Origin of the sequence: Luminiphilus sp. nBUS_16, from assembly GCF_051201645.1 — a bacterium.
Lineage (GTDB): Bacteria > Pseudomonadota > Gammaproteobacteria > Pseudomonadales > Halieaceae > Luminiphilus.
This window is the reverse complement of record NZ_CP179205.1, coordinates 559,697-585,322: the sequence shown is the minus strand read 5'-3', so window position 1 is coordinate 585,322 and position 25,626 is coordinate 559,697. Positions and strand designations below refer to the sequence as shown.

27 protein-coding genes and 1 tRNA gene are annotated in these 25,626 nt (G+C 53.2%); 9 read left to right on the top strand and 19 right to left on the bottom strand.

Features of this window, described 5'->3' with window-relative positions; genetic code table 11:
- Nucleotides 1–65: 65 nt before the first annotated feature.
- From ACMAY6_RS02620 to ACMAY6_RS02610, 3 genes are all read right to left on the bottom strand, one after another.
- A tRNA-Thr gene (locus tag ACMAY6_RS02620) sits at nt 66–141 on the bottom strand.
- 67 nt (nt 142–208) lie between these two features.
- Nucleotides 209–943, bottom strand: coding sequence for a type III pantothenate kinase (locus tag ACMAY6_RS02615; RefSeq protein WP_435214208.1), 735 nt, complete (start codon nt 941–943; stop codon nt 209–211).
- A complete protein-coding gene (locus ACMAY6_RS02610; protein ID WP_435214206.1) occupies nt 940–1,767 on the bottom strand; it encodes a biotin--[acetyl-CoA-carboxylase] ligase in 828 nt (275 codons plus the stop codon). Before ACMAY6_RS02610 ends, ACMAY6_RS02615 begins: the two co-directional genes overlap by 4 nt.
- 61 nt (nt 1,768–1,828) lie before the next feature.
- Between ACMAY6_RS02610 and ACMAY6_RS02605 the strand changes: the two genes are divergently transcribed.
- Genes ACMAY6_RS02605 through ACMAY6_RS02595 form a run of 3 tightly spaced genes read left to right on the top strand, consistent with a single transcriptional unit; the run spans nt 1,829 to nt 4,282 of the window.
- The gene (locus ACMAY6_RS02605; RefSeq protein WP_435214204.1) at nt 1,829–2,215 is read left to right on the top strand and encodes a hypothetical protein; all 387 of its coding nucleotides are present in this window, start codon (nt 1,829–1,831) and stop codon (nt 2,213–2,215) included.
- Nucleotides 2,216–2,233: 18 nt separating this feature from the next.
- Nucleotides 2,234–3,796 carry a cation:proton antiporter domain-containing protein gene (locus ACMAY6_RS02600; RefSeq protein ID WP_435214202.1) on the top strand — a complete coding sequence of 521 codons (1,563 nt, stop codon included), beginning with the start codon at nt 2,234–2,236 and terminating at the stop codon, nt 3,794–3,796.
- Between the two features lie 3 nt (nt 3,797–3,799).
- The gene (locus ACMAY6_RS02595; RefSeq protein ID WP_435214200.1) at nt 3,800–4,282 is read left to right on the top strand and encodes a methylated-DNA--[protein]-cysteine S-methyltransferase; all 483 of its coding nucleotides are present in this window, start codon (nt 3,800–3,802) and stop codon (nt 4,280–4,282) included.
- A gap of 18 nt (nt 4,283–4,300) precedes the next feature.
- Here the strand turns inward: ACMAY6_RS02595 and ACMAY6_RS02590 are convergent, their stop codons facing one another.
- Both ACMAY6_RS02590 and ACMAY6_RS02585 read right to left on the bottom strand, forming a co-directional pair.
- Entirely contained in the window at nt 4,301–4,537 is a 237-nt protein-coding gene (locus ACMAY6_RS02590; protein ID WP_435214198.1) for a YdcH family protein, read from the bottom strand.
- Entirely contained in the window at nt 4,530–5,501 is a 972-nt protein-coding gene (locus tag ACMAY6_RS02585) for a 3'(2'),5'-bisphosphate nucleotidase CysQ family protein (protein ID WP_435214197.1), read from the bottom strand. Before ACMAY6_RS02585 ends, ACMAY6_RS02590 begins: the two co-directional genes overlap by 8 nt.
- Here ACMAY6_RS02585 and yrfG point away from each other — a divergent pair.
- Nucleotides 5,500–6,207: a GMP/IMP nucleotidase gene (gene yrfG, locus ACMAY6_RS02580; RefSeq protein WP_435214195.1), complete on the top strand. Its 708-nt coding sequence runs from the start codon at nt 5,500–5,502 to the stop codon at nt 6,205–6,207. The genes ACMAY6_RS02585 and yrfG overlap by 2 nt on opposite strands.
- Nucleotides 6,197–6,616 (top strand): RNA-binding S4 domain-containing protein, encoded by a 420-nt coding sequence (locus ACMAY6_RS02575; RefSeq protein ID WP_435214193.1) that lies wholly within the window; start codon nt 6,197–6,199, stop codon nt 6,614–6,616. The genes yrfG and ACMAY6_RS02575 overlap by 11 nt, the downstream gene beginning before the upstream one ends.
- Here the strand turns inward: ACMAY6_RS02575 and ACMAY6_RS02570 are convergent.
- The gene (locus ACMAY6_RS02570; RefSeq protein WP_435214191.1) at nt 6,613–7,824 is read right to left on the bottom strand and encodes a GGDEF domain-containing protein; all 1,212 of its coding nucleotides are present in this window, start codon (nt 7,822–7,824) and stop codon (nt 6,613–6,615) included. The genes ACMAY6_RS02575 and ACMAY6_RS02570 overlap by 4 nt on opposite strands.
- 136 nt (nt 7,825–7,960) lie before the next feature.
- Here ACMAY6_RS02570 and ACMAY6_RS02565 point away from each other — a divergent pair, with 136 nt between their 5' ends.
- Genes ACMAY6_RS02565 through ACMAY6_RS02550 form a run of 4 tightly spaced genes read left to right on the top strand, consistent with a single transcriptional unit; the run spans nt 7,961 to nt 11,749 of the window.
- Nucleotides 7,961–8,713 carry a hypothetical protein gene (locus tag ACMAY6_RS02565; protein ID WP_435214189.1) on the top strand — a complete coding sequence of 251 codons (753 nt, stop codon included), beginning with the start codon at nt 7,961–7,963 and terminating at the stop codon, nt 8,711–8,713.
- 1 nt (nt 8,714) lies between these two features.
- Entirely contained in the window at nt 8,715–10,619 is a 1,905-nt protein-coding gene (dxs, locus tag ACMAY6_RS02560; protein ID WP_435214187.1) for a 1-deoxy-D-xylulose-5-phosphate synthase, read from the top strand.
- A gap of 54 nt (nt 10,620–10,673) precedes the next feature.
- Complete coding sequence (gene xseB, locus ACMAY6_RS02555) at nt 10,674–10,907, top strand: exodeoxyribonuclease VII small subunit (RefSeq protein ID WP_435214186.1); 234 nt, start codon at nt 10,674–10,676, stop codon at nt 10,905–10,907.
- Nucleotides 10,904–11,749 carry a polyprenyl synthetase family protein gene (locus ACMAY6_RS02550; protein WP_435214184.1) on the top strand — a complete coding sequence of 282 codons (846 nt, stop codon included), beginning with the start codon at nt 10,904–10,906 and terminating at the stop codon, nt 11,747–11,749. Before xseB ends, ACMAY6_RS02550 begins: the two co-directional genes overlap by 4 nt.
- A 4-nt stretch (nt 11,750–11,753) precedes the next feature.
- Here ACMAY6_RS02550 and ACMAY6_RS02545 read toward each other — a convergent pair whose 3' ends face one another.
- The 13 genes from ACMAY6_RS02545 to ACMAY6_RS02485 form a co-directional block, all read right to left on the bottom strand.
- Entirely contained in the window at nt 11,754–12,230 is a 477-nt protein-coding gene (locus ACMAY6_RS02545) for a phosphatidylglycerophosphatase A family protein (protein ID WP_435214183.1), read from the bottom strand.
- 33 nt (nt 12,231–12,263) lie between these two features.
- Complete coding sequence (gene thiL, locus ACMAY6_RS02540; protein WP_435214182.1) at nt 12,264–13,199, bottom strand: thiamine-phosphate kinase; 936 nt, start codon at nt 13,197–13,199, stop codon at nt 12,264–12,266.
- Nucleotides 13,200–13,210: 11 nt separating this feature from the next.
- On the bottom strand, nt 13,211–13,657 hold the full coding sequence (nusB, locus tag ACMAY6_RS02535; protein ID WP_435214180.1) for a transcription antitermination factor NusB: 447 nt from the start codon (nt 13,655–13,657) through the stop codon (nt 13,211–13,213).
- Between the two features lie 5 nt (nt 13,658–13,662).
- Entirely contained in the window at nt 13,663–14,145 is a 483-nt protein-coding gene (gene ribH, locus ACMAY6_RS02530) for a 6,7-dimethyl-8-ribityllumazine synthase (RefSeq protein WP_435214179.1), read from the bottom strand.
- 27 nt (nt 14,146–14,172) lie between these two features.
- The gene (locus ACMAY6_RS02525; protein WP_435214177.1) at nt 14,173–15,288 is read right to left on the bottom strand and encodes a 3,4-dihydroxy-2-butanone-4-phosphate synthase; all 1,116 of its coding nucleotides are present in this window, start codon (nt 15,286–15,288) and stop codon (nt 14,173–14,175) included.
- The gene (locus ACMAY6_RS02520; protein ID WP_435214175.1) at nt 15,281–15,937 is read right to left on the bottom strand and encodes a riboflavin synthase; all 657 of its coding nucleotides are present in this window, start codon (nt 15,935–15,937) and stop codon (nt 15,281–15,283) included. The genes ACMAY6_RS02525 and ACMAY6_RS02520 overlap by 8 nt, the downstream gene beginning before the upstream one ends.
- Nucleotides 15,938–15,941: 4 nt before the next feature.
- Nucleotides 15,942–17,060, bottom strand: coding sequence for a bifunctional diaminohydroxyphosphoribosylaminopyrimidine deaminase/5-amino-6-(5-phosphoribosylamino)uracil reductase RibD (gene ribD / locus ACMAY6_RS02515; RefSeq protein WP_435214174.1), 1,119 nt, complete (start codon nt 17,058–17,060; stop codon nt 15,942–15,944).
- Complete coding sequence (gene nrdR, locus ACMAY6_RS02510; RefSeq protein WP_435214172.1) at nt 17,057–17,524, bottom strand: transcriptional regulator NrdR; 468 nt, start codon at nt 17,522–17,524, stop codon at nt 17,057–17,059. The genes ribD and nrdR overlap by 4 nt, the downstream gene beginning before the upstream one ends.
- Before the next feature lie 9 nt (nt 17,525–17,533).
- Nucleotides 17,534–18,832 carry a serine hydroxymethyltransferase gene (gene glyA, locus ACMAY6_RS02505; RefSeq protein WP_435214170.1) on the bottom strand — a complete coding sequence of 433 codons (1,299 nt, stop codon included), beginning with the start codon at nt 18,830–18,832 and terminating at the stop codon, nt 17,534–17,536.
- 285 nt (nt 18,833–19,117) lie between these two features.
- Nucleotides 19,118–19,921, bottom strand: a complete 804-nt coding sequence (locus ACMAY6_RS02500) for a glycoside hydrolase family 16 protein (protein WP_435214168.1) — start codon at nt 19,919–19,921, stop codon at nt 19,118–19,120.
- A 4-nt stretch (nt 19,922–19,925) separates the two neighbouring features.
- Nucleotides 19,926–21,485: a sodium/sugar symporter gene (locus ACMAY6_RS02495; RefSeq protein WP_435214166.1), complete on the bottom strand. Its 1,560-nt coding sequence runs from the start codon at nt 21,483–21,485 to the stop codon at nt 19,926–19,928.
- A gap of 15 nt (nt 21,486–21,500) precedes the next feature.
- A complete protein-coding gene (locus ACMAY6_RS02490; RefSeq protein WP_435214164.1) occupies nt 21,501–23,975 on the bottom strand; it encodes a glycoside hydrolase family 3 protein in 2,475 nt (824 codons plus the stop codon).
- A gap of 137 nt (nt 23,976–24,112) precedes the next feature.
- On the bottom strand, nt 24,113–25,597 hold the full coding sequence (locus ACMAY6_RS02485) for a tryptophan halogenase family protein (protein WP_435214162.1): 1,485 nt from the start codon (nt 25,595–25,597) through the stop codon (nt 24,113–24,115).
- Nucleotides 25,598–25,626: the final 29 nt, after the last annotated feature.

Genomic DNA, 25,626 nt, shown 5'->3' with positions numbered 1-25,626 from the left:
CAGCAGGCCACACCTAAGCCGAAACCTGGTGTTTGCAAGGATTTAAAAGGGGTCTAAAAAAAGAATGGAGCTGGCGAGAGGAATCGAACCCCCGACCGGCTGATTACAAATCAGCTGCTCTACCTACTGAGCTACGCCAGCCTAACGCGTGTCCCGAATCCGCTTTCTCGATCCAGGGCGCAGATTGTGCTGATCGCAACCCCTCGGGTCAAGTGGTAAAAGCCACATCCGTGCCTTGGGCTCGTCTTAACAGTCCCTCAAGCACTAAATCAGGTCGCCAGTCTCCGACCAGACCCAGAGCCTGAAGCCGGGCGGCTCCACCACCCGTTAAAATAATGTGGTGATCTGGGTACTGCTCACAAACTTGTTTTACTGCGCCCACCACTGCAATTGAGATGCCGGAAGCCACACACTCGGCAGTGCTTTGGCCTGGCACAATCGAGGGTTCAAGGCTATCGGTGTACCGCACCTTTTGGGTGCTCGACTGGAGCGCCGCTTCCATTAGTGCCGGCCCCGGAAAGATATAACCCCCAAGATGGCGCCCGTCCGTCGCGACCAAATCACAGGTGACAGCACTTCCTACATCAATCACGAGCAGTGGACCGAGCTGGTAAGCTCTGGCACCGAGCATGGCAAACCAACGATCGGCACCCATACGTGATGGCTCTTCGTAACTGTTAAGCAGCCCGTCTTCATGCTGTGCGGTGCCGCAAATATGCACCTCAGAAAACCCCAAGGCTTGCAGCTCAGACACCAGAGCCTGATCAAACTGTGCGCCTCTAACACTGGCAATCCAAACGGAAGTTCTATCTTGTACCTCAGCCCGCAAGACTGCTGCCAACGCAGAGGCGCTGCCACTGTGCCGCTGCGCGTCAAAATTGTAACCATCGACTACGGCCCACTTAGCCGAGCTATTACCCACGTCAATTAATAACTTGCTCATAGCGTTTCACCGCGCAACATTGACGCCTCTCCCGATTGCACCACGGTTAAGCCTTCATTGGTTACGACCCGCAGTGCACCGGAAAAATCCACACCGTCAGCCCGCCCTGCAATAGCATGGCCTCCTTGCTGGACGCTAATTTGTCGTCCCGCCATAAGATCTCTTTGAGACCACGATTCACGCCACTGGCCGAAGGAGCCGACTTGCCAGCTCGACAGCAGTGGCACCACGGCCTCAAGAATTCGCCCCCCCACCTCATGACGTGACACCTTTACCGTAGAATGGGAGCTCAGGTCAGTCCAAGGTTGATCAATCTCGACAGTCCCTAATTTTGGCATCGCAACGTTAAGCCCTACCCCCACAATGACGATCCAATCCTGATTCGTCGACTGCACAAGATCAATTAAGACACCCCCACATTTTTTACCCGCCAAATACAGATCGTTGGGCCATTTAAGCTGCATGTTTAGCCCAAACTCACGATCTAACCCTTCGCCAATAGCACACCCTACGGCAAGGCTCAGTCCAGCCAAATCAGCGGGTTCAAGACCTATGCGCCAACCCAATGACAAATAAATATTGCTTTTAGGAGGACTGACCCAGAGCCGACCCAGTCTGCCGCGACCCGCTGTTTGTGTTTCTGCAAATAAGGCTAAGCCATGAATATCCTCAGAGATAGCCCTGCGTTTTAAAGCGGCATTGGTGGAATCCAACGTCCCTTCGACCTCAATACGCAGCCCGCTGACGTCCGAACCCGAGATATTTGCACGTATCGCAGCATCAGATAGCAAACCATTGCCTAAAACTTTAGGGGTATCGACCATCAAAACTCCACGTTGATATTGACCACTGACTCCGAGCCCAAGTCAGTCTAAGCTATAGACCATGAATAAGGCCAAATTACCCTTGAGCAGCAGCGTACCGCCAACTAGCGCCGGCCAAAATCAGCACGTCATCAATTTGGGTTTCGGTCGCGTATCACGCCACTGCGCAACAGCTCTGGCAATTTTAGCCGGCTGTCTGGCCGTGGGGAATCTTTGGCTGGTACCACTCTCAGAAGCCAGTCTTTTGGAGGCGGGACGCGGCGTGGTTTTGTTACTTTTGGGTATCGGCCTGATGGGCACCGCAAGGCTGAGCCTGTTTTTGACGCTGATAGTGGCATTGGCTGGGCTTGATAGCGTCACAGCGACAACAGATCTTCCTGGGGCGATGGCCATCATAGAGGTTTGTCTCGTTACCACGGCGGCGCTCGCCCTGATAACTGCCCGGTGAATGGTACAGTAACTCTTAATGGCTGATTTTTCACAACCTCTCATCATTTTGATCGCCTTGCTATGCGGTTTAGCAAGCCGAACGCTGGGGCTACCGGCTTTGATAGGCTATCTCACTGCTGGCTTCGTCCTTCATGAAATTGGTGTAACCGCCGGCAGCTGGTTGGAACAACTGGCCAACTTGGGTATTACGCTGCTGCTTTTTAGTATCGGACTCAAGTTAGATGTCAGAGCGCTCCTCAAACTCAACGTGTGGGGAACAACACTTGTTCACATGGTGGTCTCTCAAGGCTTTCTGCTACTGCTGCTGATTGGACTCGCACAAGCGTTCCCTGCGCTAAACTTGTCAATGACTGGAGCGGCTGTTGTCGCCTTCGCTCTCACCTTTTCAAGCACGGTATTTGTCATCCAAACCCTGCAGGAGCGTGGTGAACTTCAGTCTAATCATGCAATTCTCGCCATTGGCATATTAGTTGTTCAAGATCTGATAGCCGTGAGCTTCCTGGCTGTTACGGCAGGAAAAGTGCCCAGCATTTACGCCTTGGGTTTACTGCTCATCATTCCCGCAAGACCATTGATCCTCAAGCTCCTATCGGTAAGTGGCTACGGCGAATTACTGACGCTGCTGGGATTAGCACTGGCCATTGGTGCTGCTGAAATATCGGAAGTTGTCGGATTAAAAGGCGACCTCGGTGCTTTACTGATTGGCGCAATGCTGGCGGGAGAACAAAAAACTAAAGCCCTTGCTGCAAATCTTATTCAACTCAAGGATCTGTTTTTGGTCGGTTTTTTCTTATCCATTGGCCTCGGGGGCTGGCCTCCAGCGCTACTTATTGGTGTAGCGGTAGTTTTAGGCCTGGTCTCTGTGGCCAAGCCTTTACTGTACTTCTTCTTGATGACACGCCTGCACACCACGCCGAGGTCTGCTGTTTTAGCCTCAACCGTACTATCTAACCACAGTGAGTTTGGACTCATCGTTATCGCAGTGGCCGCAGGATTGGGTTGGGTCGCTCCCGTTTGGAGTTCCACACTTTCAATTGCTCTCGCCATCAGCTTTTTACTGGCTGCACCAATGAGTAAAGCGTCCCATGGTTTTTACAGAAAATACCGCAATCAGCTTCTGAGTCATAGGTCGATGCAATTAATGGATACCTACGAACCCACCGATCACGTCAACACCCTTATCTTGGGAATGGGTCGAGTGGGGACCGGCGCTTATGAGGCTCTAGCACCTCGCTTGGGTGAAGCAGTATTGGGCGTAGAAACCTCTCTAGAAAAGGTTACCCACCACCAACTAGAGCAACGCCGGGTTATCTGCGCCGATGCCTCCGATCCAGACTTTTGGGTACGCATAAACCTTAAAGAGGTGGAGGTCATTATGCTCGCTCTCACTAACCACCCTGAAAATATCATGGTCGCTGAACTCATTCGATCCATGGGGTATGCCGGTGACATTGCGTCAGTGGTAAGACATGAAGAGCATTCTGAGCAACTGCGTTCCTTAGGCATTTCAGCCTTTAATCTTTACGCTCAAGCGGGAGCCGGTTTTGCCGCACACGCCAGCGACTCAGGAGATCAATAAAGAATGGCCGAATCCGCCGCTTACCGTACCCAAACAAGCAGCCCGCTGGGGCCTTTAACCATTACCGGTAGCGCTCATGCCGTCGAGAGTGTTGGCTGGCATCTTGACAACGTCGTCACAACGGCATCGATTCGTTCCTGTGCGCTACTCGATGAATGCGCAAGACAACTTCAGGCTTACTTTGATGGGCGACTAACCGCGTTTGATATACCAGTGGCACCGACGGGCACGGCCTTTCAGCAACGCGTTTGGCAACGATTGATAGATGTTTCTTTTGGCCAGACTCTGAGTTACGGACAGCTCGCCCAAAGACTGGATCCCCCTACCGCCCCGAGAGCCGTTGGCAGCGCGGTGGGTCGCAATCCCATCTCTCTGATACTGCCCTGCCACCGCATTGTGGGCAGCAGCGGTGATCTCACGGGGTTTGCCGGAGGTTTGGATCGCAAAGAATGGCTACTCACCCACGAGGGGTCAATTTTGTGCTGAAACCTTCAGGTATTAGTATCAGGCATTGAGATCAGGGATCATTTCGTCCTTGATGCGCTCAATGGCATCTCTCAATCTGAGCTTTTCTTTCTTGAGCCGCTGGATAAGAAGTTGGTTGTGGTAGGACTGCAGCTGTAATTCAGAGATTTTTTGATCGAGCCCACGGTGCTTGGACTGCAGCACCATCAGACGCATAGCCGGAGTCATCTCCTCATTAGCGGCGTCGTTTTCAGCAGGCTCGTTCTCGTTAGCCATTACCCGGGTCCTCTACAACATTGGACGCATGCACATCGCGTGACTCATTAAATAAATCGTGCGCCCCTTCAAGCAAGGGGAGCAAAGGCAACCCAGAAGGTGCCGCTGCAACGAAGTAGTGTACCAAGAGTGTGTCACGATTATTATAGGCCAAAGGCAATCCCAGTTCGGACAAAACCTCACCCCCAGCGGCTCGAACCAATGCATCGCCAGCGGCTACGTCCCATTCATAACAGGGTGAACTGCGAGGATAAATATCGGCCCGCCCGTCGACGAGGGCAAAAAACTTCAGGGCGCTGCCGGCGTTAACTCGCTTAACGGGCAGACCCGAGCCGGCCAACCGCTCAGTTAGCGCTGCAACACGTTTAGGGCTGTGTCTCTGACTGGCCAACATGCGGATACTTTCGCCCTGCATAGCACTTGGGGCCAGCGCAGAGAGCCGGTCAAAATCATCACCTGCACAGCGCCACAACCCTGACCCCGGTATACCCAGATAACATTGTTTCTCGAGGGGCTGCGCGATGAATCCCAAAATAGGCCTCTGATCAACTATCAGGGCAACATTTACGGTGAATTCCCCCGTGCGCTCCAAAAACTCCCGGGTACCATCTAAAGGATCGACCATCCAGCAAATCCGCCAGTTATGCCGGTCTCGTATCTCTTCAGGCGAAGATTCCTCAGATAAGAAGGGGATACCGGGCGTCAACTCTGCCAGCCCCTGAGCCAAAATTGCATGGGCGCTGTGGTCAGCTGTGGTCACCGGGCTGCGATCTGCCTTTCGGTCCACTGATACAGATTCGGTGTCTTGGTAGTAACCTACCAAGGCTTCGGAGGTTCGGGCCAAAAGTGACAGCAGTTTCGCTGTTAAATCGTGAGGCAAGGCCTCAAAACCTGCGGGTAACGCCGGGGGGGGTGGTAACGCGTGTTTTAATATATCCATTGCATGAAAGGGTAACATTGCCATGGCACTGAGTGTGCATAACGATAAATCTGTTCTGGGCGTGGACTGGTCAAACATTGATACGGTGCTGCTTGATATGGACGGTACCTTGCTAGATCTTCGCTTCGATACCGAATTCTGGACCGAGATCGTTCCAGCCACCTACGCCCAAATTCAGGGCATCGATCTTGAGGCGGCGAAGGCCTACCTCAACCCTATTCATGCACGGGAAAGGGGGCATCTTAATTGGTACTGCCTTGATTTTTGGTCCAACGTTGTTGGTTTCGATATTGCACAATTAAAACGACAGCACGCCGCCAACATCGGCTGGCGGCCGGAAGCCGAAAATTTTCTGCGCAGGTTACGCGCGAGTCACTGTGAGGTTGTTTTGATCACTAATGCCCATCCAGACACCCTGCGGATTAAGTTAGAGCAAGTACATCTCGAGCCTTGGTTGGATAAAATTTTTACCTCCCACAGTTTCAATGCACCCAAAGAGTACCAAGCGTTTTGGCAAGAGCTTCAAGCTGCTTGCGCATTTGAACCGCAGCGTACTTTGTTTATTGATGACTCCGAACCAGTGCTGGCATCGGCAGAGATTTATGGCGTAGCGCACCTAATTACGCTGCGCCAACCCGACAGCAGTCAACGCCAACGCATGGAGACACGTTACCCAGCCGTACACCACTTCAACGAGCTATTTGAAGGATTGCCCCATTTTGACGGATAAACAAACCAAAACCGCCAAAGTGCGCGTCGATAAATGGCTTTGGGCTGCGCGTTTTTTTAAAACCCGCAGCCTCGCCAAGGCCGCCATCGAAGGTGGCAAGGTGCAACTTGATGGACAGCGAGTAAAAGTCAGTCGAGAAATTGCCATCGGTGACCGACTGACAATACGGCAAGGTTGGGATGAAAAAGAGATCACAATACGCAGCCTAAGCGACCAGCGAGGCCCCGCCGCAGTTGCTCAGGCATTGTATGAAGAATCCGAAGAGAGTGTTGCACGGAGAGAAAAAGAGGCGCTGCTGCGCCGTGCCGCGGGAGGCCTCAATAAACCTAACCACCGTCCGGACAAACATGAGCGACGACAGATCAGTCGCCTGCGGCGCGGCGGCGGCCCAGCCTCAGAAGATGACTAAGGCCTGAAAGGCGAGAGCGTTACCGTATTGCGACCCCCTTCCTTGCTGGAATAGAGGGCTTTATCAGCCGCCTCAAGAAGTTGCTTGAACTCAGTGGTCATAGAGGGGATACAGGCCACAACCCCTTGAGACACAGTGACTATCGAGCCTGAGGGAGACGCAGAGTGTTCAATTTCCAGAGACATGATCCTAGTTCGTATTCTCTCACCCGCAACCAGCGCGTCAGCCTGATTCGCCCCGGGCAGCAAAAGCAAAAATTCTTCTCCCCCCATCCGAATAGCCAGCTCCCCGGCGCGCGCAGTTACAGACCGCAGGACTCCCGCTATTCGCTTGAGGACGTCATCTCCAGCAGGATGGCCATAGGTATCGTTGTAGGCTTTAAAATGATCGACGTCGATCATAATGACGGCGATCGGACTGCCGCCACGTTGCGCGCGACTGACCTCCATATCGAAAGCCTTGTCCGCCCCCCGCCGGTTGCGAAGACCTGTTAACTCATCAAGTTTTGCAAGGTCTGCAAGTTGCTTCCGGGCTTCTTGAAGCTGGGTATTCTTAGCCCGCAGTGTTTCCGAAAATCCTGCCATGTCCTTAGCCATGGCTTCACGCTCAAGGCCTGACTCAACCATTTGTGTGAAAGACCGACTTATTCCGTAACTTAAAACCGCCATGAGGATCGCCAAGCCCCAAAGTACGGCAGCAAAAATAAGGTTAAAAGGCCTAGCATCAGCAGTCCAAGCCAGCCAACAAGCAACCGGTATGAGCGAAGAGCACAGCCAAACGAGATAAAACTCTCGCACTACCGCGGTCGCAGCCACCGTAGCAACCGTAATGATCACCATAATCATAACCAGCGCATACAGCACCTCGTCTGACAGGTGTTCACCCATCCAGATTACCGTAGCAGACCACGCAAAACCGCCTATTGCCGCCGAAACAAGCAGCTCCCTGAGCACCGGACCTACCGCCGTGATGTGGCGCTGACTTTCTAGTGCTTGGCTCATGTGCAGGGACTGAATGAAAGATAAGATCAACATCCCAACGCCCCAAGCTGGCGTGGGCAAAGGAACAGACTGGTACCAAAGTAAAAACATGCCGCCACAAACACCCAACATTTGGGTGCCTGCCAAAACATAACGGGTGGTCTGAAGCTGAAACCCCAGCTTCGCTGACAACGCATCGCCCTTGGAAATTTTTCTTTGGTACAGCATATCGCTTATCTTTGCCTCCGCTGGCTAAAACTTTAGCGCAGGTCTAAACATTTATCTCAAATAAATGGCAATATTAGCCACTTATTAGTGTTTTTTTATGCCTTTTAGGGCCTAATTAAAAAAACACAGGGGGCCTATGAAACAGCAGCTTTATTCTGAAGACGAATCTATGCGCTTCTCGTGGCTGCTTATACTCATCCTCGCGTTGCCGCCTATCGCTGTTATTTTGACAACGACTGACTTTAAGCGGCAGACCTCTGAAACATCCTGCGAAAAAGTGCGAATCTTTCTGGAAGAAACGGACCAAATTAGAGTCAGCAAAGATTCATACACGCTGATCATTGGTGGCTCGGTACTCTCTGAGTGGAAACGGCGTTCAGCACAAAAATTTGAGCCTAGCCAACTGCGCGTCAAAGCCTCACCCCTGTTTACCCCCACTACCGTAGCCAAATGTTTTGAGCGCACGGTGGCACACTACCGCCCTGTTACTACTGTGCTGTTCCTTGATGACAGCGACGGCTTGGCAAAGTCAGAGTCGACGTTTAACGCACTCGATGAAATTGATGCCCTACGCGCTTATTGGAGCGTGTCGCCGAGCTTGGTCGTAGTTCCGCCGACAATAACACCTGCACTAAGGCGTGAAGCCGAAGCGCTAAGAAATTTTGAGCGACGTCTGACGAGATGGGTAGAAAGCAAGTCTGGCACGAGCATGTTGGACATTAACACGCTGCTTGCTGACGACCAGGGCGAGGTTAATCCGCTACTGTTTTGGCCTGATGGACGGACACTGGGCAAGCAGGGCTGTAACCGCCTCCAAGGGGCATTACTGGGTTATGCCGGCATCTCCAAACCCACCACTGGAAGGCCGGCAGATAGGGTATCATCGTAAAATGACCACAACGTTCCCCACCGTCAAACCCGTCACACCACTCCTTGAGCAGATCAACTCAGACTTGGGCGTGCTCAGATCCATGGGAGAGGACGACTTACGAACCCTAGCCGATGAAGTGCGCCAATATATGTTGTTCAGCGTCAGCCAAACCGGCGGCCACTTTGGCGCGGGGCTTGGGGTAGTAGAGCTGTCAATAGCGTTACACCACGTGCTGAACACACCTGAGGACAGGATCGTTTGGGATGTGGGCCACCAAACCTACCCCCATAAAATTCTCACCGGACGCATGGAGCGACTTGCGACTATCCGACAAGCTGAGGGGCTATCTGGATTCCCAAAACGCAGTGAAAGTAATTTCGATACCTTTGGGGTTGGACACAGTTCTACAAGTATTTCTGCCGCCATGGGAATGGCCATTGCAGCTCATCGACAAGGGCTAGAACGCAAAGTGGTGGCGGTTATAGGCGACGGAGCCATCACTGGAGGCATGGCCTTTGAAGCCCTTGCACATGCGGGACACGTGCGACCCAATATGCTGGTCATACTTAACGATAACCAAATGTCTATTGGCCACAATACCGGGGGCTTAGCCACCTACTTTGCAAAAATTTGGGCAAGCCCCACCTATATTGCCCTTCGGGAGGGCTCCAAACGCATTCTCGAACATGTGAGAACTGCCTGGGATTTTGCTAAAAAGACTGAGGAGCAAATGAAGAGCTTAGTAGCCCCGGGCATGCTGTTTGAAGAACTGGGCTTTAACTACGTGGGACCATTGGACGGTCACGACTTACCCCAGTTAGTGCAAACACTCGAGGCGATGATAGAGCTCAAGGGGCCCCAGTTACTTCACATTCGGACCGTCAAAGGCAAAGGCTTCAGTCCGGCAGAGAGTGATCCCGTTGGTTACCATGCCATCAATAAAATTGAAGCCAACCCCGAGGCTGCCGGAAACAACAAACCTTCGCCCCCAAAGTATCAGGATGTATTCGGCCGTTGGTTGTGTGACACCGCAGCAGTCGACAGTCGTTTGATCGGCATTACCCCCGCAATGTGTGAGGGTTCTGGCATGGTGCGTTTTTCCCAAGAGTATCCAGACCGTTACCACGACGTTGCCATTGCCGAGCAGCATGCCGTTACTCTTGCTGCGGGCATGGCTTGTGACGGGCTTAAACCTGTCGTGGCGATCTACTCCACCTTTTTGCAAAGAGCCTACGATCAGCTCATACACGATGTTGCTCTGCAAAATTTAGACGTAACCTTTGCTATTGACCGCGGAGGGTTGGTTGGGCAAGACGGTGCAACCCACCACGGCGTTTACGACCTCAGTTATCTGAGGTGCATTCCCAATATGATCATTGCTTGCCCCTCTAACGAAAACGAGTGCCGCCAATTGCTCCATACCGCCTACCAACACACAGGCCCAGCGGCAATTCGTTATCCCAGGGGAGCCGGAACCGGCGCCCTGATTGAGAATGAAATGACTGCGCTGCCCATCGGCGAGGCCGTAACCCTTAGGACAGGCCACAGGGTGGCAATTCTCAACTTTGGCGTGTTGCTAGAGGAAGCGGAAATTGCCGCCAGAGCCTTGCAGGCAACGCTCATAGACATGCGCTGGGCCAAACCCCTTGATGAAGCCCTGCTACTGCAGGTTGCACAATCCCATGATCGGTTGATTACCGTAGAGGAGAATGCACTGGCTGGAGGCGCAGGCAGTGCTGTTGCAGAGTTTCTGTCCGGCGCGAATGTTGACGTTGAAGTTCGCCATATCGCCATACCCGATGCATTTATCCATCACGGTAGCCAGACCGAAAATCGCAGAGCAGCTGGGCTTACCAGCGGAGACATCATTGATGCAGGGACCTTAACAACGACTGCAGTAGAAGCACTTACAAACATTGTCTAGTCCCTGCTGCGTCAAGGGAAACACCATAGGAATATAACTATCAGGAGCTAGGCCTTGCCGAAAGCCGCGAACACAAACGACGCCTCTCAGTCACTCAAAGAACAGATGGACACACTCGCCAATATCGTGGAGAAACTGGAAGACCCCGACGTGTCTCTTGAGGAATCGCTCACTTTTTATGAACAAGGCATGGCCCTTGTAACGGCGGCTAGCAAGGTGCTTGATGCCGCTGAGCAGCGTGTCGCCATGGTGACAGAGGACGGTCAAGTCCAGCCCATAGATTCATGAATGATGTAACCATTGCCAGGACTCCTCTCAATTGTGATGATCCAAGACTCGCTGAGGCCTTACAGTATGTCCTCGGAAATAGCGGGAAACAGCTGAGAGCTCGTTTGGTTATGGCGAGTTATCGCATGCTTTGCGCGGGGGCAGAGGACGCAGGCGCAGCTTCTGCGGCTACCGCCATTGAATGGCTACACACCTATTCTCTGGTGCACGACGACCTGCCGGCCATGGACAACGATGCGCTGCGCCGAGGAAAGCCTACCGTTCATACCGTCTACGATGAGGCAACGGCAATCCTCATTGGCGATGGACTGCAAGCTGCCGCTTTTGCCTTGATCGCCGAGGATAATCAACTCTCCAGTGATAAACGCCTGAAGCTCATCAATCTGATATCGGGCGCCGTAGGATTCAGTGGCATGGTTGGAGGGCAAGCTTTGGACATGGCCGCTGAAGGGCAAACCTCTTCCTTTGATCAACTGCGCCTTATTCATGAAAAGAAAACAGGCGCCTTGATTAGGGCTGCCGTGCTGTCCGGTGCCATCTGTGCTAATGCCACCGACCACGATATAGAACGTCTCGGGCAATTTGCGAGCACTATTGGTCTAGCGTTTCAGGTGGCGGACGACATATTGGACGTTACCCAAAATAGCACCACCCTAGGAAAAACCGCCGGGAAGGACGTCACCGTAAAAAAATCGACGTACGTTAGTTGTCTCGGCCTTGAAGGAGCCCGGAAAGAAGCTGAAAAGTTACTAACCGAGGCTCTGACTTGTCTAAGCCCCTATGGCGAGCGCGCTCAACCGTTATCAGAGCTTGCAGTAGCAATGGTCAGACGTGAGCATTAAGCGATCAGGGCAGCAAGGGTAAAATCAGCATCCCGCCCAAACCCGCCAACACACCTGCCGCAACGTCGTCTAGCATGACCCCCCAGCCAGACTTCCAATGGTTATCGAAATAACTGACAGGCCAAGGTTTGGCAACGTCAAATAATCTGAACAGCATAAACCCAACCAACAGAAATTCGAGGCTTATCGCCGAGGCGCCCATTGCGTAAAAAGGGAGTGCAAGCGCTAGAAGTTGCCCCAAAACCTCATCGATAACAATGGCGCCATGATCAACCTTGCCCCAAGCTTCCCCCGCCTGTTCTGCAGCCCAGACACCCAAGAGCAATAGGAGCAAAGCAACGCCTGCAACGCCCCAGCCGGGCAAGGTCAAAAGCCAGAAGTAGCAAAAGGGTAAAGCCGCGAGACTACCTACGGTCCCGGGTGCACGCGGTGACAGCCCCGAACCCCACCACGTCGCGAGCAACAATCCGGGAGATCTCATAACTTGACCCACTGTAGGTGATTGATTGCGCATTTATGCACCAAAGTGGTTGAAGCCCACTCGCTCCGCTGGAATGTAATCACACTGCACGCCTGTACCCTCGTGAAACTCCCCCACCTGAATCAAACCCGGGGGCAGAACCGTGTTGGGGGGGACAGCCACCGCAAGCTCGTAATCGTCACCGCCCGCCAACGCCCAGTCTAAACACTGCTTCTGATCGAAGCGAGACAATGCCGGTGATAGGGGTATGGCTTTGCTATCAATAACACAAGCGCAACCCGAAGCATTCGCCATATGCGCGACATCGGCGAGAAGTCCATCTGAAATATCGATTGCGCCTCGAGCATGCTCACGCAGCCAGGGCACCCACTCAAGGCGCGCCGTTGGCCGATAAAACCTCGACTCCAGAAACTCTTCATCCTCAAGAGCGATTTCGTCGTCGCCTTGCAGCTGGCCCAAAATTAACGCGAGCCCCGCAGCCGCATCACCCAATGTATGCGTCACACAAAGCCAATCACCAGGCCTCGCACCGGAACGCGGGAGCGCACCGCCATTGGGCACGCTTCCCATGACGGTAACCGTCGCGGACAGTGGCCCACGCGTTAAATCTCCACCCACCAGTGGCAGAGACAATGCCTCCACGCAGCGTCCTAAACCCTGGCTGAAACTGTGCAACCAGAGCTCGTCGGGGTCGGGTAATGTCAACGCCAGCGTCATCGCTAATGGGTCTGCAGCCATGGCTGCCAAATCGCTGGCGGCAGCCGCTACGGCGCGGGTAGCCACGTGTTCAGGCAAGGTAAATTCAGGGAAATGCGTGCCCTCGACCACGGTATCGGAAGACACAACCAACTCAGAATTAGCAGGAAGTGCCAGTACCGCTGCATCGTCCCCAACGCCCAAGCGCACCTGAGGCCCAGCACCAAACATGCCAAGATGACGATATATCAGTTCAAATTCACGACCCGCCATGACGTACTACATTAGGCTTCGGCATCGATTTCAATCTGACGGAAATTCCGTGCGACTTTATCGAGCACGCCGTTGATGTATCGGTAACTGTCTGTGGCACCAAATTTTTTGGCTAGCGCCACAGATTCATTGATCACAACCTTGTAAGGCACATCGATACGCTCTCTGAGCTCAAAAGTGCCCAGGCGCAGCAAGGAGCGCTCAATAGGGTCAAGCTCGTCGAGAGGTCGATCAAGTAACGGTTCGAAGGTGCTATCCAGCTCACCAGCATCACCGACGACACCGGTGAGCAGCGCCCGATAATACTCTCCGTCAACATGGGAAAAGTCGTTATCGATTCTGAACTCAGCCTCAATTTCTGCGAGGTGTGCCTGAGTCATTGACCATTGGTACAGACCTTGAAGTGCAAAGTGCCGAGCACGGCGTCGCTGCGCGGCCAGGGCATTTATCGATGACATTACCCTCAGGCTCCCAGGGCGTTACCCAAGCTCACCATTTCCAGTGCACTCATCGCCGCTTCAGCCCCTTTGTTACCCGCCTTGGTACCAGAGCGTTCTACGGCCTGCTCGATCGAGTCGACTGTAAGTACACCAAACGCAATAGGCTTTCCGGTATCCATCTGCACCTGAGCAAGCCCCTTGGTACATTCCCCGGCGACATATTCAAAATGAGGGGTACCACCACGGATAACCGCTCCCAGCGCAATAATGGCATCGCAGTCATCGCGCTGAGCCAGTTTCTGACAGGCAATCGGAATTTCAAAAGCACCCGGGACTCGCACGATGTGCATTTGATCATCGCTGATACCATGGCGGCGCAGTGCGTCCAAAGCACCCTCGAGTAGGTGCTCGACAACGAAACTGTTCCAGCGGGCCACCACCAGTACATAGCGCCCTTGGTTAGGCCCCAATGTGCCTTCGGTTGTTCGTATTCCCTGGCTACTCATTTGATTCTCCCTAAAATTTCGAGCGTATTACGTGGGCGCGACGAAATTAACCACTTCCAGTCCAAACCCGGCAAGGGCATTGTACTTCAGTGGCGCACCCAACAGTTCAATCTTTCCCACACCTAGATCGTTAAGGATCTGAGCGCCTAAACCAATAGAGGCATAGCCAGCCTGTGTTGCGCTGTGTTCCGTTACCGGCAAGCCCAACAGTCGGTCGACACTCGCTAATAATGCCTCGGCCGTTTCGGGCCTCGATATCAGAACGAGGACTCCCCGCTCTGATGCAGCGATTTCAGCCAAACTGGTATCAAAGCGCCACGTAGTTTGTCCTTGCAGAGTCGTGCCCACCAAATCCCGTAGCGCCGAAGTAACATGCACCCGCACGACCGTTGTCTTATCGTTTTGCAAAGGCCCCCGACTCAACGACAGATGAAGGGACCCCTGATGAATCTCCCGGTAAACCGTCAGTTCAAACTCACCGTGGGTGGTTTCAACCATGCCCTGCCGAACCCGCTCTATCGTGCGCTCTGTAGTGAGACGATGGTCAATGAGCTCAGAGACTCTGCCTACGGGCAGCTCATGAAGCGCCGCGAACCGCTCAAGAGCGTCACCTCTCGCTATGTTGCCCGTCTCGTCCAACACCTCAGTAAACACCGCGGCAGGAAACAAGCCTGCCAGTCTCGCGAGGTCTGTGGTGGCCTCCGCTCGGTCAGCTCGAGTGAGTAACCCTCCCTCTTCTGCCGCCACTGGAAAGATGTGCCCGGGTTGTACTAAATCTGCCGCAGAAGTTTGCGGCGCCACAGCCACGCGAACTGTGTGCGCCCGGTCCTTGGCTGAAATCCCCGTCTCAATACCCTCTGTCGCTTCGATGGAAAGGGTAAAAGGCGCGGTATCACCTTGGCCTTCAACCATTAAAGGTAAATGGAGGTAATCACAACGCTCCCGGGTGAGCCCCAGACAAATTAGCCCTCGAGCCTGCCTAGCCATAAAAGTGATGTGGCTTGCCTCACAGAGCTCTGCCGCAACCGTTACGATACCGGTAACACCACCACTGCTGTCTTCAAGCAACAGCAACACCATATTGCCATGCCGAAGGTCGCTGATCAGACCCTCCGGATCTCGCTGGTTTAAGGTCTTAGTCATGAATAAATCCCGAGGCACGCAACGTGTCCATTGAAAGTCCTGAACTTTGCGAGGCAGCGTCGCCCTGCAGCAGTCGTTCTAAGTATCGAGCGATCACGTCAACTTCGAGGTTTATACGAGAACCTTCACGGTATTCGCCAAACACGGTCTCCTCAAAAGTCTGGGGAATGATGTTGAGATCAAACTCCGACCCATCAACCGAGTTGACCGTTAAGCTGGTGCCGTCGACGGTGATGCTGCCCTTGTGCGCAATATAGCGCGCGAGTTCTTGGGGCGCGGAAATAACGTAGCGCCAAGATCTGCCCTCACGGGCTACCGACACCACGGTGCCCACACCATCAACGTGACCACTTACAATGTGGCCACCCAAGCGTGATGTGGGGGTTAGAGATTTCTCTAGATTGACGTGATCTCCCGGCTTGCGGTCACCGAGTGTCGTCAGATTCAACGACTCAATCGAAACATCTGCCCAATACCCGTCGCCGGGCAACCCTGTGACGGTGAGACAAACTCCACTTGTTGCAATGCTGTCACCCAGCTGAACATCGCTAAGATCAAGCTTCCGTGTGAGCACCCGCAACCGAAGATCGCCGCCTTGGGTCTCCATCGCGGCGATCTCTCCGACGGCTTGAATAATTCCTGTAAACACGTTTTTAGTTTTCCTTTAGAACAGCAGCGATGATACGCAGATCCGGGCCCAAACGACTCACTTCTCGATAAGCCAATTGGATGCCATCTTTCAACTCAGAAAAAGCGATATCTGCAAGCGGGCGAGCGGAACTTCCTAAAAGCAACGGCGCTTGATAAATGAGCAACTCATCGACCAGCCCTTCCTTTAAAAAAGCGGCCGCTAATAAAGGGCCGCTCTCTATCAAAATTTCATTGGCGCCTTCGGCCCCCAAGCCGCTGAGTATACCCCGCAAATCAAGGCCGCCCCGGATAACCCCCGCTGTCCGATGCGAGGCATGGGCTACAGGCAGCTTTTCAGGCGCGGTTATCACGAGGGTTGGGGCGTTGGCTGACAATACTCGAGCGCCACTGGGCGTGCGTCCATTACTGTCGAGTACCACTCGCGTCGGTGGCCGGTGGAGTGCCCTCTCCAACTCCACACCCTCAAAACCCAGCTCATTGGCTCTAACCGTCAGAGAGCAATCGTCGGCCAATACCGTACCGATACCCGTAATAATGGCCGAGCTGGCAGCGCGCTGACGCTGCACATCCTGACGCGCTAATGAACCCGTAATCCACTGACTCTCGCCAGAGGCCATCGCTGTACGACCGTCTAGGGAGCAGCCCAACTTAAGGCGGACACGCCCCCACCCTCGCTGCATACGCAATAGAAAGCCTGTCGACTCTGTCGCCGCTGCCTCGGCACAAACACCTTGAGTGACTGCAACACCGGCAGATCTGAGCCGGTCGTAGCCCTTTCCGGAAACGCTGGGATTAGGGTCTTCCAGCGCGCCTACAACCCGACCAATGCCGGCATTTATCAGCGCATCAACACAGGGGCCAGTGCGCCCCTGATGAGCACAGGGCTCAAGGGTGACGTACGCCGTTGCACCTTCAGGTGATGAGCAATCAGCAAGTGCCATAATCTCGGCATGAGCACCGCCCACAGGTTGGGTGAACCCCCTCCCGAGAATTTCATTGTCTTTAACGATGACACAGCCCACATGGGGGTTAGGCGCGGCCCAAAAGCGGCCTTTCTGAGCCTCCGTGAGAGCTTGCTCCATAAAGGCGGCGTCCGAAGGCAGCACCGGGGAGTTGCTCACGTTTCTGCGGGGGGTTCCGCCTCCAAACTTTCAATAGCGTCCCTAAATTCTGAAAGATCCTGAAAACTGCGATAGACCGAGGCGAAGCGCACATAGGCGACTTGGTCCATCGCTTTGAGAGCCTCCATAACATGACTACCCACCTCGTTCGACGGGAGCTCGCGCTCACCTGTGGCACGCAATTGATGCTTAATGTGCGTAATCCACTTTTCGATTTCCTCAACTGAAACCGGGCGCTTTTCCAGTGCCCTCAAGAAACCACCACGCAGTTTCTCTTCGTCAAAAGGCTCTCGACTACCGTTTTGTTTGATAATGCGGGGCATAACCAACTCGGCAAGCTCGTATGTGGTAAAGCGTTCTTTGCACCCTAGACATTCACGCCGACGTCGCACCTGGCCGCCGTCAGCTACAAGACGAGAGTCAATCACCTTGGTTTCGTCAATTGTGCAAAAAGGGCACTGCACGGCAGACCTCTAGCGCGAGTACACGGGCAGGCGGCCGCAAATTTCCAACACCTTTTGACGAACCTCGGGAATCACGGTATCCCCGGTGCCCGTTTCCAGAGCCGCCAATACATCACAGATCCAGTGCGTCAACTGGGACGTGTCGGTTTCAGAAAAACCTCGAGTGGTAATTGCCGGTGTCCCTAACCGGAGACCTGACGTGACAAAGGGCGAACGTGGATCATTGGGAACCGCGTTTTTATTGACCGTGATGTAAGCGTCACCCAGCGCTGCATCGGCGTCTTTGCCCGTGTAGGGCTTACCAATGAGGTCCAACAGCATAAGGTGGTTGTCGGTACCTCCGGAAACAATCTTGTGCCCACGCTCCATGAACGTTGCGGCCATCGCCTGGGCATTTTTGACCACCTGACGCTGGTAGTCAGCAAAGTCCGGCTCCATGGCCTCTTTAAAAGCCACCGCTTTAGCCGCAATTACATGCATCAGCGGACCGCCTTGAGCACCAGGAAATACCGCACTATTGAGCTTTTTGTGCAGTGTCTCGTCATCTTTAGCCAGAATAATGCCGCTGCGAGGCCCCCGCAGGGTTTTATGAGTTGTCGAAGTCACCACATCGGCATAGGGCATCGGTGAGGGGTAAACTCCCGCGGCCACTAAACCCGCAACGTGAGCCATGTCCACCAACAAATAGGCACCCACCGCGTCAGCAATCTCGCGAAACTTTGCCCAATCCATGATGCGGCTGTAGGCCGAGAAGCCACCAATAATGAGTTTGGGCTTGTGGGTCTTCGCCAATTCCATTAAGTCATCGTAATTTATCAAGCCGGTGTCGTGGTCGATGCCGTACTGCACGGCTTTATAAATTTTCCCAGAAAAATTGACCGATGCACCGTGAGTAAGGTGTCCGCCGTCGGCCAAGCTCATACCCATAACCGTATCGCCGGGCTCTAACAGTGCGTGATAAACCGCAATGTTGGCACTTGAACCTGAGTGAGGCTGGACGTTCGCATAGGCGGCGCCAAAGAGTTGCTTGGCGCGATCAATCGCTAATTCTTCTGCCACATCGACAAACTCGCAGCCACCGTAATAGCGTTTTCCGGGATAACCCTCTGCGTATTTGTTTGTCAAAACCGAGCCCTGTGCCTCCAGCACACGTGGGCTTGCATAATTCTCTGACGCAATCAGCTCAATATGCTCCTCTTGCCGCTGCGTCTCCGCTCGCATAGCTTTCCAAAGGTCTGGATCGAAAGCCTCGATGGACTGCACATCGTCATCCAGAAAGTTTGAAGGCTGAGGTGCCGCTTGATTCATGATTAATATCCTGAGTTTGACAGAGAAACATAAGCGCCGAGAACGACGGTTAATTGGGCTGAGGGCGCCAACCTTACCTCTAAAGGTAAGTTGTAGCTACCGCCGCTCAATCCTACTACTTGGCCATTCTAGCTCATACTTAAGCGCCCTATAAGTAGCAAGAAATAGAATGCGAGGGAGTACCTGTGAAGGTGGTGCCTCGGCTCAGTGAGGCCCCGCCAACACAACCGTTGACTGGGTTGGCCTAAAGGCTTTTTTTAAGGCTCACAGGGCAGATAGCAAGCCTCAGTGGTTTTCGGCACGGCAGTTAAGGGGATATGCCTTAACCCAGTCGACCAGCATCGTCGCGGGTAAATCCTGCACATAAACCTCACCGCCCAGAGTGCCGCCTACAGCCACATTGAGAATAAGGTAGAACGGGACTTGGTCAAATACCCACGGATGGGGCAAAGCGTTGTGAGGTGTCATAGTGCCGTGAATTCGGCCATCAACCTCCCATTGAATCAGACTAGGGGTCCACTCCACGGCGAATTCATGCCAGCCTTCATTCCAGGGCGTGGGTACCAACAGCGCTTCACTGTAATGCACATTGTTGGGGGGCAGAGGCCCAAAATGCGCCGCACCGATAAGACGATTAGGCTCGTTACCGGTCCATTCCATAATGTCGATTTCCCCAGCGAGAGGCCATGGGCTAGCGCTCTGAGGCATCATCCAGAACGCCGGCCAAAGCCCCCGTCCACGGGGTAAGCTAATGCGTGCTTCAAACCGACCATACTGTTGGCTAAATTGGTCCTCGCTGACCAACTTGCCAGACGTAATGCGACCATCATTTTCTGCGACCGTAATCGACAGCGCCCCGTCGACAACCCGAACAGCGTCTTTTGCATAATGCTGAAGTTCACTGTTGCCCCAGCCGCATAAACCGATGTTGCATCCGTCGCCTTCGACAACACGCCACAGGGCTGAATTTAGGTCTCCGTCAAAATTTTCGATAAGCGTCGGCGCACATTGCTCATTTTCAGCAGAAATACTCTGACACAGTGCTAACGCTGCAACAAAGCAAACAAGATGTGTTACCAAGCGACTCAAGACATTACCACCAAGTGATATAGAAAAATGCCAGAATGCAGATCACAACAATCGCCGCTGCATTGAAGCCGTTTGAAGTTGAAAAGCTCACGCCGGAGGGCTCAATGTAGCCGGGCTGAGGCTGGGGCCGTGCCAAAGACCAAACCACAGCAATGCCGACACACAACAAGAACACAATTCCCACTCGATCGATGAATGGCAGCATGGGCAACAGAAGCTTCATTGCCAAAGACAAAACGGCCGAACCCACCGCCGCTAGCAGAGCACCGGTCGCTGTCGTTTTGCCCCAGAACATGCCCAACAAAAAGATCGCGACAATGCCCGGCGTAAAGAATCCTGTGAACTCCTGAATGTACTGAAAAGCCTGATCAAAATTACCCAGCAATGGCTGCGCGGCGGCCATTGCAATGACCATAGCCACCAGAGCCGTCGCGCGACCACTGAAGACACGGTTACGTTCTAGCCACGACTCGGAGACCATCGACGGCAGGAGATCAACAGTGAAAATTGTTGAAATACTGTTACACATGGACGCTAGGGAGGACACGATAGCCGCTAGCAGCGCGGCAAAGACCAACCCTTTAATGCCCGTGGGCAACAGTGCCATGGCGGAGGGGTAAGCCTGATCAGGAGTCGCCAAATCAGCGTTCAGTGCAAACATGGCGATTCCGGGCAAAACAACGATAAGAGGCATCAACAACTTCAGAAAGGCCGCAAAAGCAATGCCTTTCTGAGCCTCGCTCACACTCTTCGCTGCAAGAGCTCGCTGAATAATATATTGATTGAAGCCCCAATAAGAGACGTTCATCACCCACATACCGCCGATCAAAACCGAGATCCCAGGCAAACTCATGTAATGCGGGTGATCTTTAGCCAGTATCATATCGAAACGGTCTGGAACGGTATCCATCAGCATCACGAATCCCTGAACCACTCCGGTGCCGCCCGACACTTTCTCCAAAAGAATCGCCGCGATCATGAGGCCACCTGCCACCAAGAGCACCACTTGCACGATATCGGTGAGTGCAACGGCTTTGAGTCCACCGTACAGCGAATACGACACCGCAAAGAGCCCTAATAGCACTAGACCCAATGTCAGATCGACACCTGCCACGGTGTTAATCGCCAAGGCTCCCAGCCACAAAATAGAGGTTAGATTCACGAAAACGTAGACGCCCAGCCAAAAACTAGCCATCACGGTTCTGACACGGTGGTCGTAACGCTGCTCAAGGAATTGGGGCATGGTGTAGATGCCGGTTTTCAAAAAGACCGGCAGCAAAAATTTGCCGACGAGAATCAGTGTGATGGCGGCCATCCATTCATAAGATGCAATCGCCAGGCCGATGGCATAGCCAGATCCTGACATACCGATGATCTGTTCCGCAGAAATATTAGCCGCAATAAGCGATGCGCCTATTGCCCACCAGGGTAAGGCCTTGCCCGCAAGAAAATAATCTGAGGCGTCTTTCTGGTGCCCGGGTTTTTCACGAGAGACCCACTGCGCCAAACCAAACAAAGCGATGGCGTAGATTGCAACAATGGTGATATCGAGTGATGACAACATAGCTTAACGTCCGCTCTACTTAAGACTGGCCACTTCTTGAGTGGGGCACTTCAACAAATTTGCGTCAGACACTTCTTCAACCAGAGTTACCTCTGCCAGATCCATGACGAAGACGCCCGTTGTACTCATCAAGAAAGGTACATCCACAGCACCCATATCAGTACCCGCCTCTTCAAAGCAAGCCAGTGGGATAGCTAGCCGATGCCAAACCTCTGTCTCTAAGCTTCGCAGGTGTTGTGTGACATCGAGCTCGCCGTTGCAGGGCCAGGTGCAGTCCATTCGCATTTTCACCTGCTCAACGGGCTTTTGAATCAAACGAATATCCATGACAACCGCCCCACCGGTTGCACTCATGTCCTCAATATTTATAGGAACGTCTGCGCGAAAGTAAACCTGACTGGAACGTTTGCCATCACCCAACCACTCCACTCGCCTAGCATCTTCCTGCATACGGCGGTCTATGACAGACACTGACAACTGATTATCTTTTGTGGTTCCGCCTCTGGGGCCGCTTGCAATCGCCCAATCCAGCCTGTTGCCCAAGTACAACCGCCATTGACCTCGTGCTCCACCGGCAAACACGGGATGATCAAGAGAGAGCGGCTTGCCCCTAGGCTCCTCATTAAGCAACGCAACTTGTTGAGCCACGTCCGAAGTCAGACCATATCCTCGGGGGAATACGGCATCAACAACGGCCAGATCTCTATCGCTGCCATTGATATCGACGCTCGGCCAGGCCATAGGAAGGCGGCCTAAAAATTCGTGCTGCACCGAGCCGTCTGAATTTCTGAATAAAACATCAGCAACCCCTGCGCCCTCACTACCGGGCAACCAAGCAGCAACAAAGGCAGTGGACGCATTGATCTCGCGATTCACCCAAAGCGGTCTACCCGATAGAAAGACCGAAACAATAGGCAAATCTCGATACTGGTTAAGCAGCGCAAGGTCCTCAAAATTGGGTTGCTGCCATGCTAACGAAGAGATATCGCCCTGGGTTTCTGCGTAAGGTGTCTCACCAAAAACAGCAATAACCGCGTCAACCCCAATACCCTCTGGCACCGGTTCATTGTGGTAGACCTTGCCACCAGCCTTGGCGACTTGCTCAATGAAGCCGTCGAGCAGCGAGGTACCCGTTGGGAAGTCTGCATTGGTATTGCCAGTGCCCTGCCAGCTGATCGTCCAGCCACCCGATTGCATGCCAATGTTATCCGCACCCTTGCCCACCACTAAGTAGTTTCCGGCGGGATCGAGTGGCAGTATTTGGCTGTCGTTTTTGAGGAGCACCAGTGACTTACGTACAGCGTCCCGCGCTAAATCACGGTGCTCTTGACTACCTACCTGTGACCGCAGCGGACGTCCTTCCTCCGATGGCAGGCCACGCTGCATGAGGCCTGACTCGAACTTTATCTTTAAAATGCGCAGTACAGCTTCGTCGATTCTTGTTTCTGAAATGGCGCCTGACTGAACCTGGGCTACTAGGTTCTCCAAGGTAGAGAGCCAATCCTCAGGCACCATGACCATATCAATACCGGCATTAATCGCTTGCGGACAGTCATCATCAGCGCAGCCCTCAACCTCGCCAATGCCGTTCCAATCGCTCACAACGAATCCGTCAAACCCAAGGTCACCGCGCAGCACATCGGTTAACAGCTGTTTATGGCCGTGCACCTTCTCGCCGTTCCAACTATTGAAAGACGCCATGACAGTTTGTACTCCCGCAGCAATAGCTGGCTTGTAGCCCGCTCCATGCTCGTCAATAAGTACGTCAAGGGGTAACCGAGTATCGCCCCGATCAACGCCAGAAAAAGTTCCTCCGTCACCGACAAAATGTTTGGTCGTGGCCACAATACCCTCGGCCTGCATCGCCTCCACCATGCCACCTGCATAAGAGGCCACCACCTGAGGATCAGAACTATAAGATTCGTAGGTTCGCCCCCAACGATAATCTCGTGCAACAGCCACAGTAGGCGCAAAAATCCAGTCAATACCAGTGGCTTTAACTTCCCTCGCGGTAGCACCGCTTATCGCCGCCACCAACTCGGGGTCCCCAGCAGCCCCCAAACCAATGTTGTGGGGAAACAGCGTAGCTCCAATAACATTGTTGTGCCCATGAACAGCATCAGTGCCCCAGATGACGGGAATCCCTGCGCTGCCCTGACTCGTATCGATGGAGGCCTGATAATAGTCATCTGCGAGGGCCAGCCAGTCATCGATAGACGCTTCTTTATCGCCACCAGGAAAAGATCCGCCACCATTAAGAACGCTGCCTAAACCGTATTTTCGGAGATCATCAGGAGTAACGTGGGCAATTTCTCCTTGAATCATTTGGCCGATCTTCTGCTCCAAAGAAAGCGTTTCCAGCAGTGCTTTTGCCGCTTGTTCGGCCTCACTGTCGACCGATAACGGCGACTGATCGTTTGAACACCCAGGCAACAGTACCGCGGACGAAATACTCAGAGTAAATATCGCCAGGGCGAATAAACGTCTCATGATCCATATCTTCCTAGTAATTGGTTTTAGGCCTTGTCTGTAACCAGATAAGGCCCTACAGAGGCTATTGCGGGCCGTCTGCTTGTTCTAGCAAGATGCGATGAGAGGGTAAAAAGGTAGGCCCAAAGGGAATAAATTCAAGCCTCTCGGCAGTAATGATCGATAAACCTCTGGTGTTCCGGCAACTGACTTACCAATCGCTCGACCGAGCCGTGGATTCCCCCCAGAAAGTCACGTAATTCCTGTTCATCCATCATGTTGACAATGGGATGGTACTGCTCCGGGCTGAGGCCCTGACCCAGCATGACCTGAGTCCAGGAGTTCTCCCCAAATAACTCTGTTGGGACTTTGAAAACCCGCCCTGTTTCCTTAAACAGATCAATGCGATGCTGCAGTGACTCCGGAATTTCCATCGTGCGGCAATGACGCCAGAAAGGCGTATCGGTGCGATTGGTGACGTGATAGTGAAGAATAATGAAGTCACGGATATTTTCAATCTCGAACTTCATCTGACTGTTGAATTCATCAATGTCGGGCTGGCGAACCCCATCTGAGGGGAACATCTGCATAAACCGCACAATACTGCGTTGGATAAGGTGAATGCTGGTCGATTCCAAAGGCTCCATGAATCCGCTGGACAACCCCACAGCCACACAGTTCTTCACCCAATGACGCCGCCGTGTTCCTGTCTGAAACTTAATCGGGCGGGGCTCAGTGACCATCTCGCCCTCGAGATTTCCTCGCAACTTTGCCTCAGCCTCATCTTGAGACCAAAATTTACTGCAATATACCAAGCCATTCCCAGTGCGGTGCTGCAGTGGAATCCGCCACTGCCATCCGGCTTCATGAGCGATTGAGCGCGTGTAAGGAATCGGTGGCTGAACGTTCTCTGTTTGCACTGCCAGGGCTCGGTCACAGGGCAACCAATGCTGCCAATCGTCATAACCTGCATGCAGCGTTTGTTCTATTAAAAGCCCTCGGAAGCCCGTGCAATCTACAAAAAAATCGCCCTCAATTTGCTGACCACTCTCAAGGCGAAGCCCCGTAATAAAACCGGTATTCTCGTGCTGCTGTACCGCTTCAATTTTGCCCTCAATACGAACAGCGCCGTGTTCCTCTGCGATTTTTCTAAGGAACTTAGAGTAACGTGATGAATCAAAATGGTAGGCGTAATTGAGATTCTGATTGGGGAGCACGGCAAATCGGTTTTGCTTGGCCGCTGCCCACTCATTGCAATACTCCCCGAACTCCTTGCTGATTCCTAGCTCTTTCCCTTTTAACCAAAAGTGCTGAAAACCTGCGGCCCAACAATCTTTACCGGTGTAGCCAAAGGAATGGATGTAGTCCTCGCCCACGTCTCGCCAATTTTCAAAAGAAATACCCAGCTTGAAGGTTCCACCCACGGCGCTTATAAAATCCTGCTCCTTAATTTTCAGCAGCTCGTGGAGAGTAAGCAGTGTTGGGATCGTTGCCTCTCCCACTCCCACCGTGCCAATTTCCTCAGACTCGACTAGCGAGACCTTGACTGTTTTACCCAGCAGTTTTGCCACCGCCGCGGCCGCCATCCACCCAGCGGTACCACCCCCGGCTACAACGACATGCTTGATCTTCTGATGTTCCATCGAACTGACTCCAAGTGCCTACAGGGCGC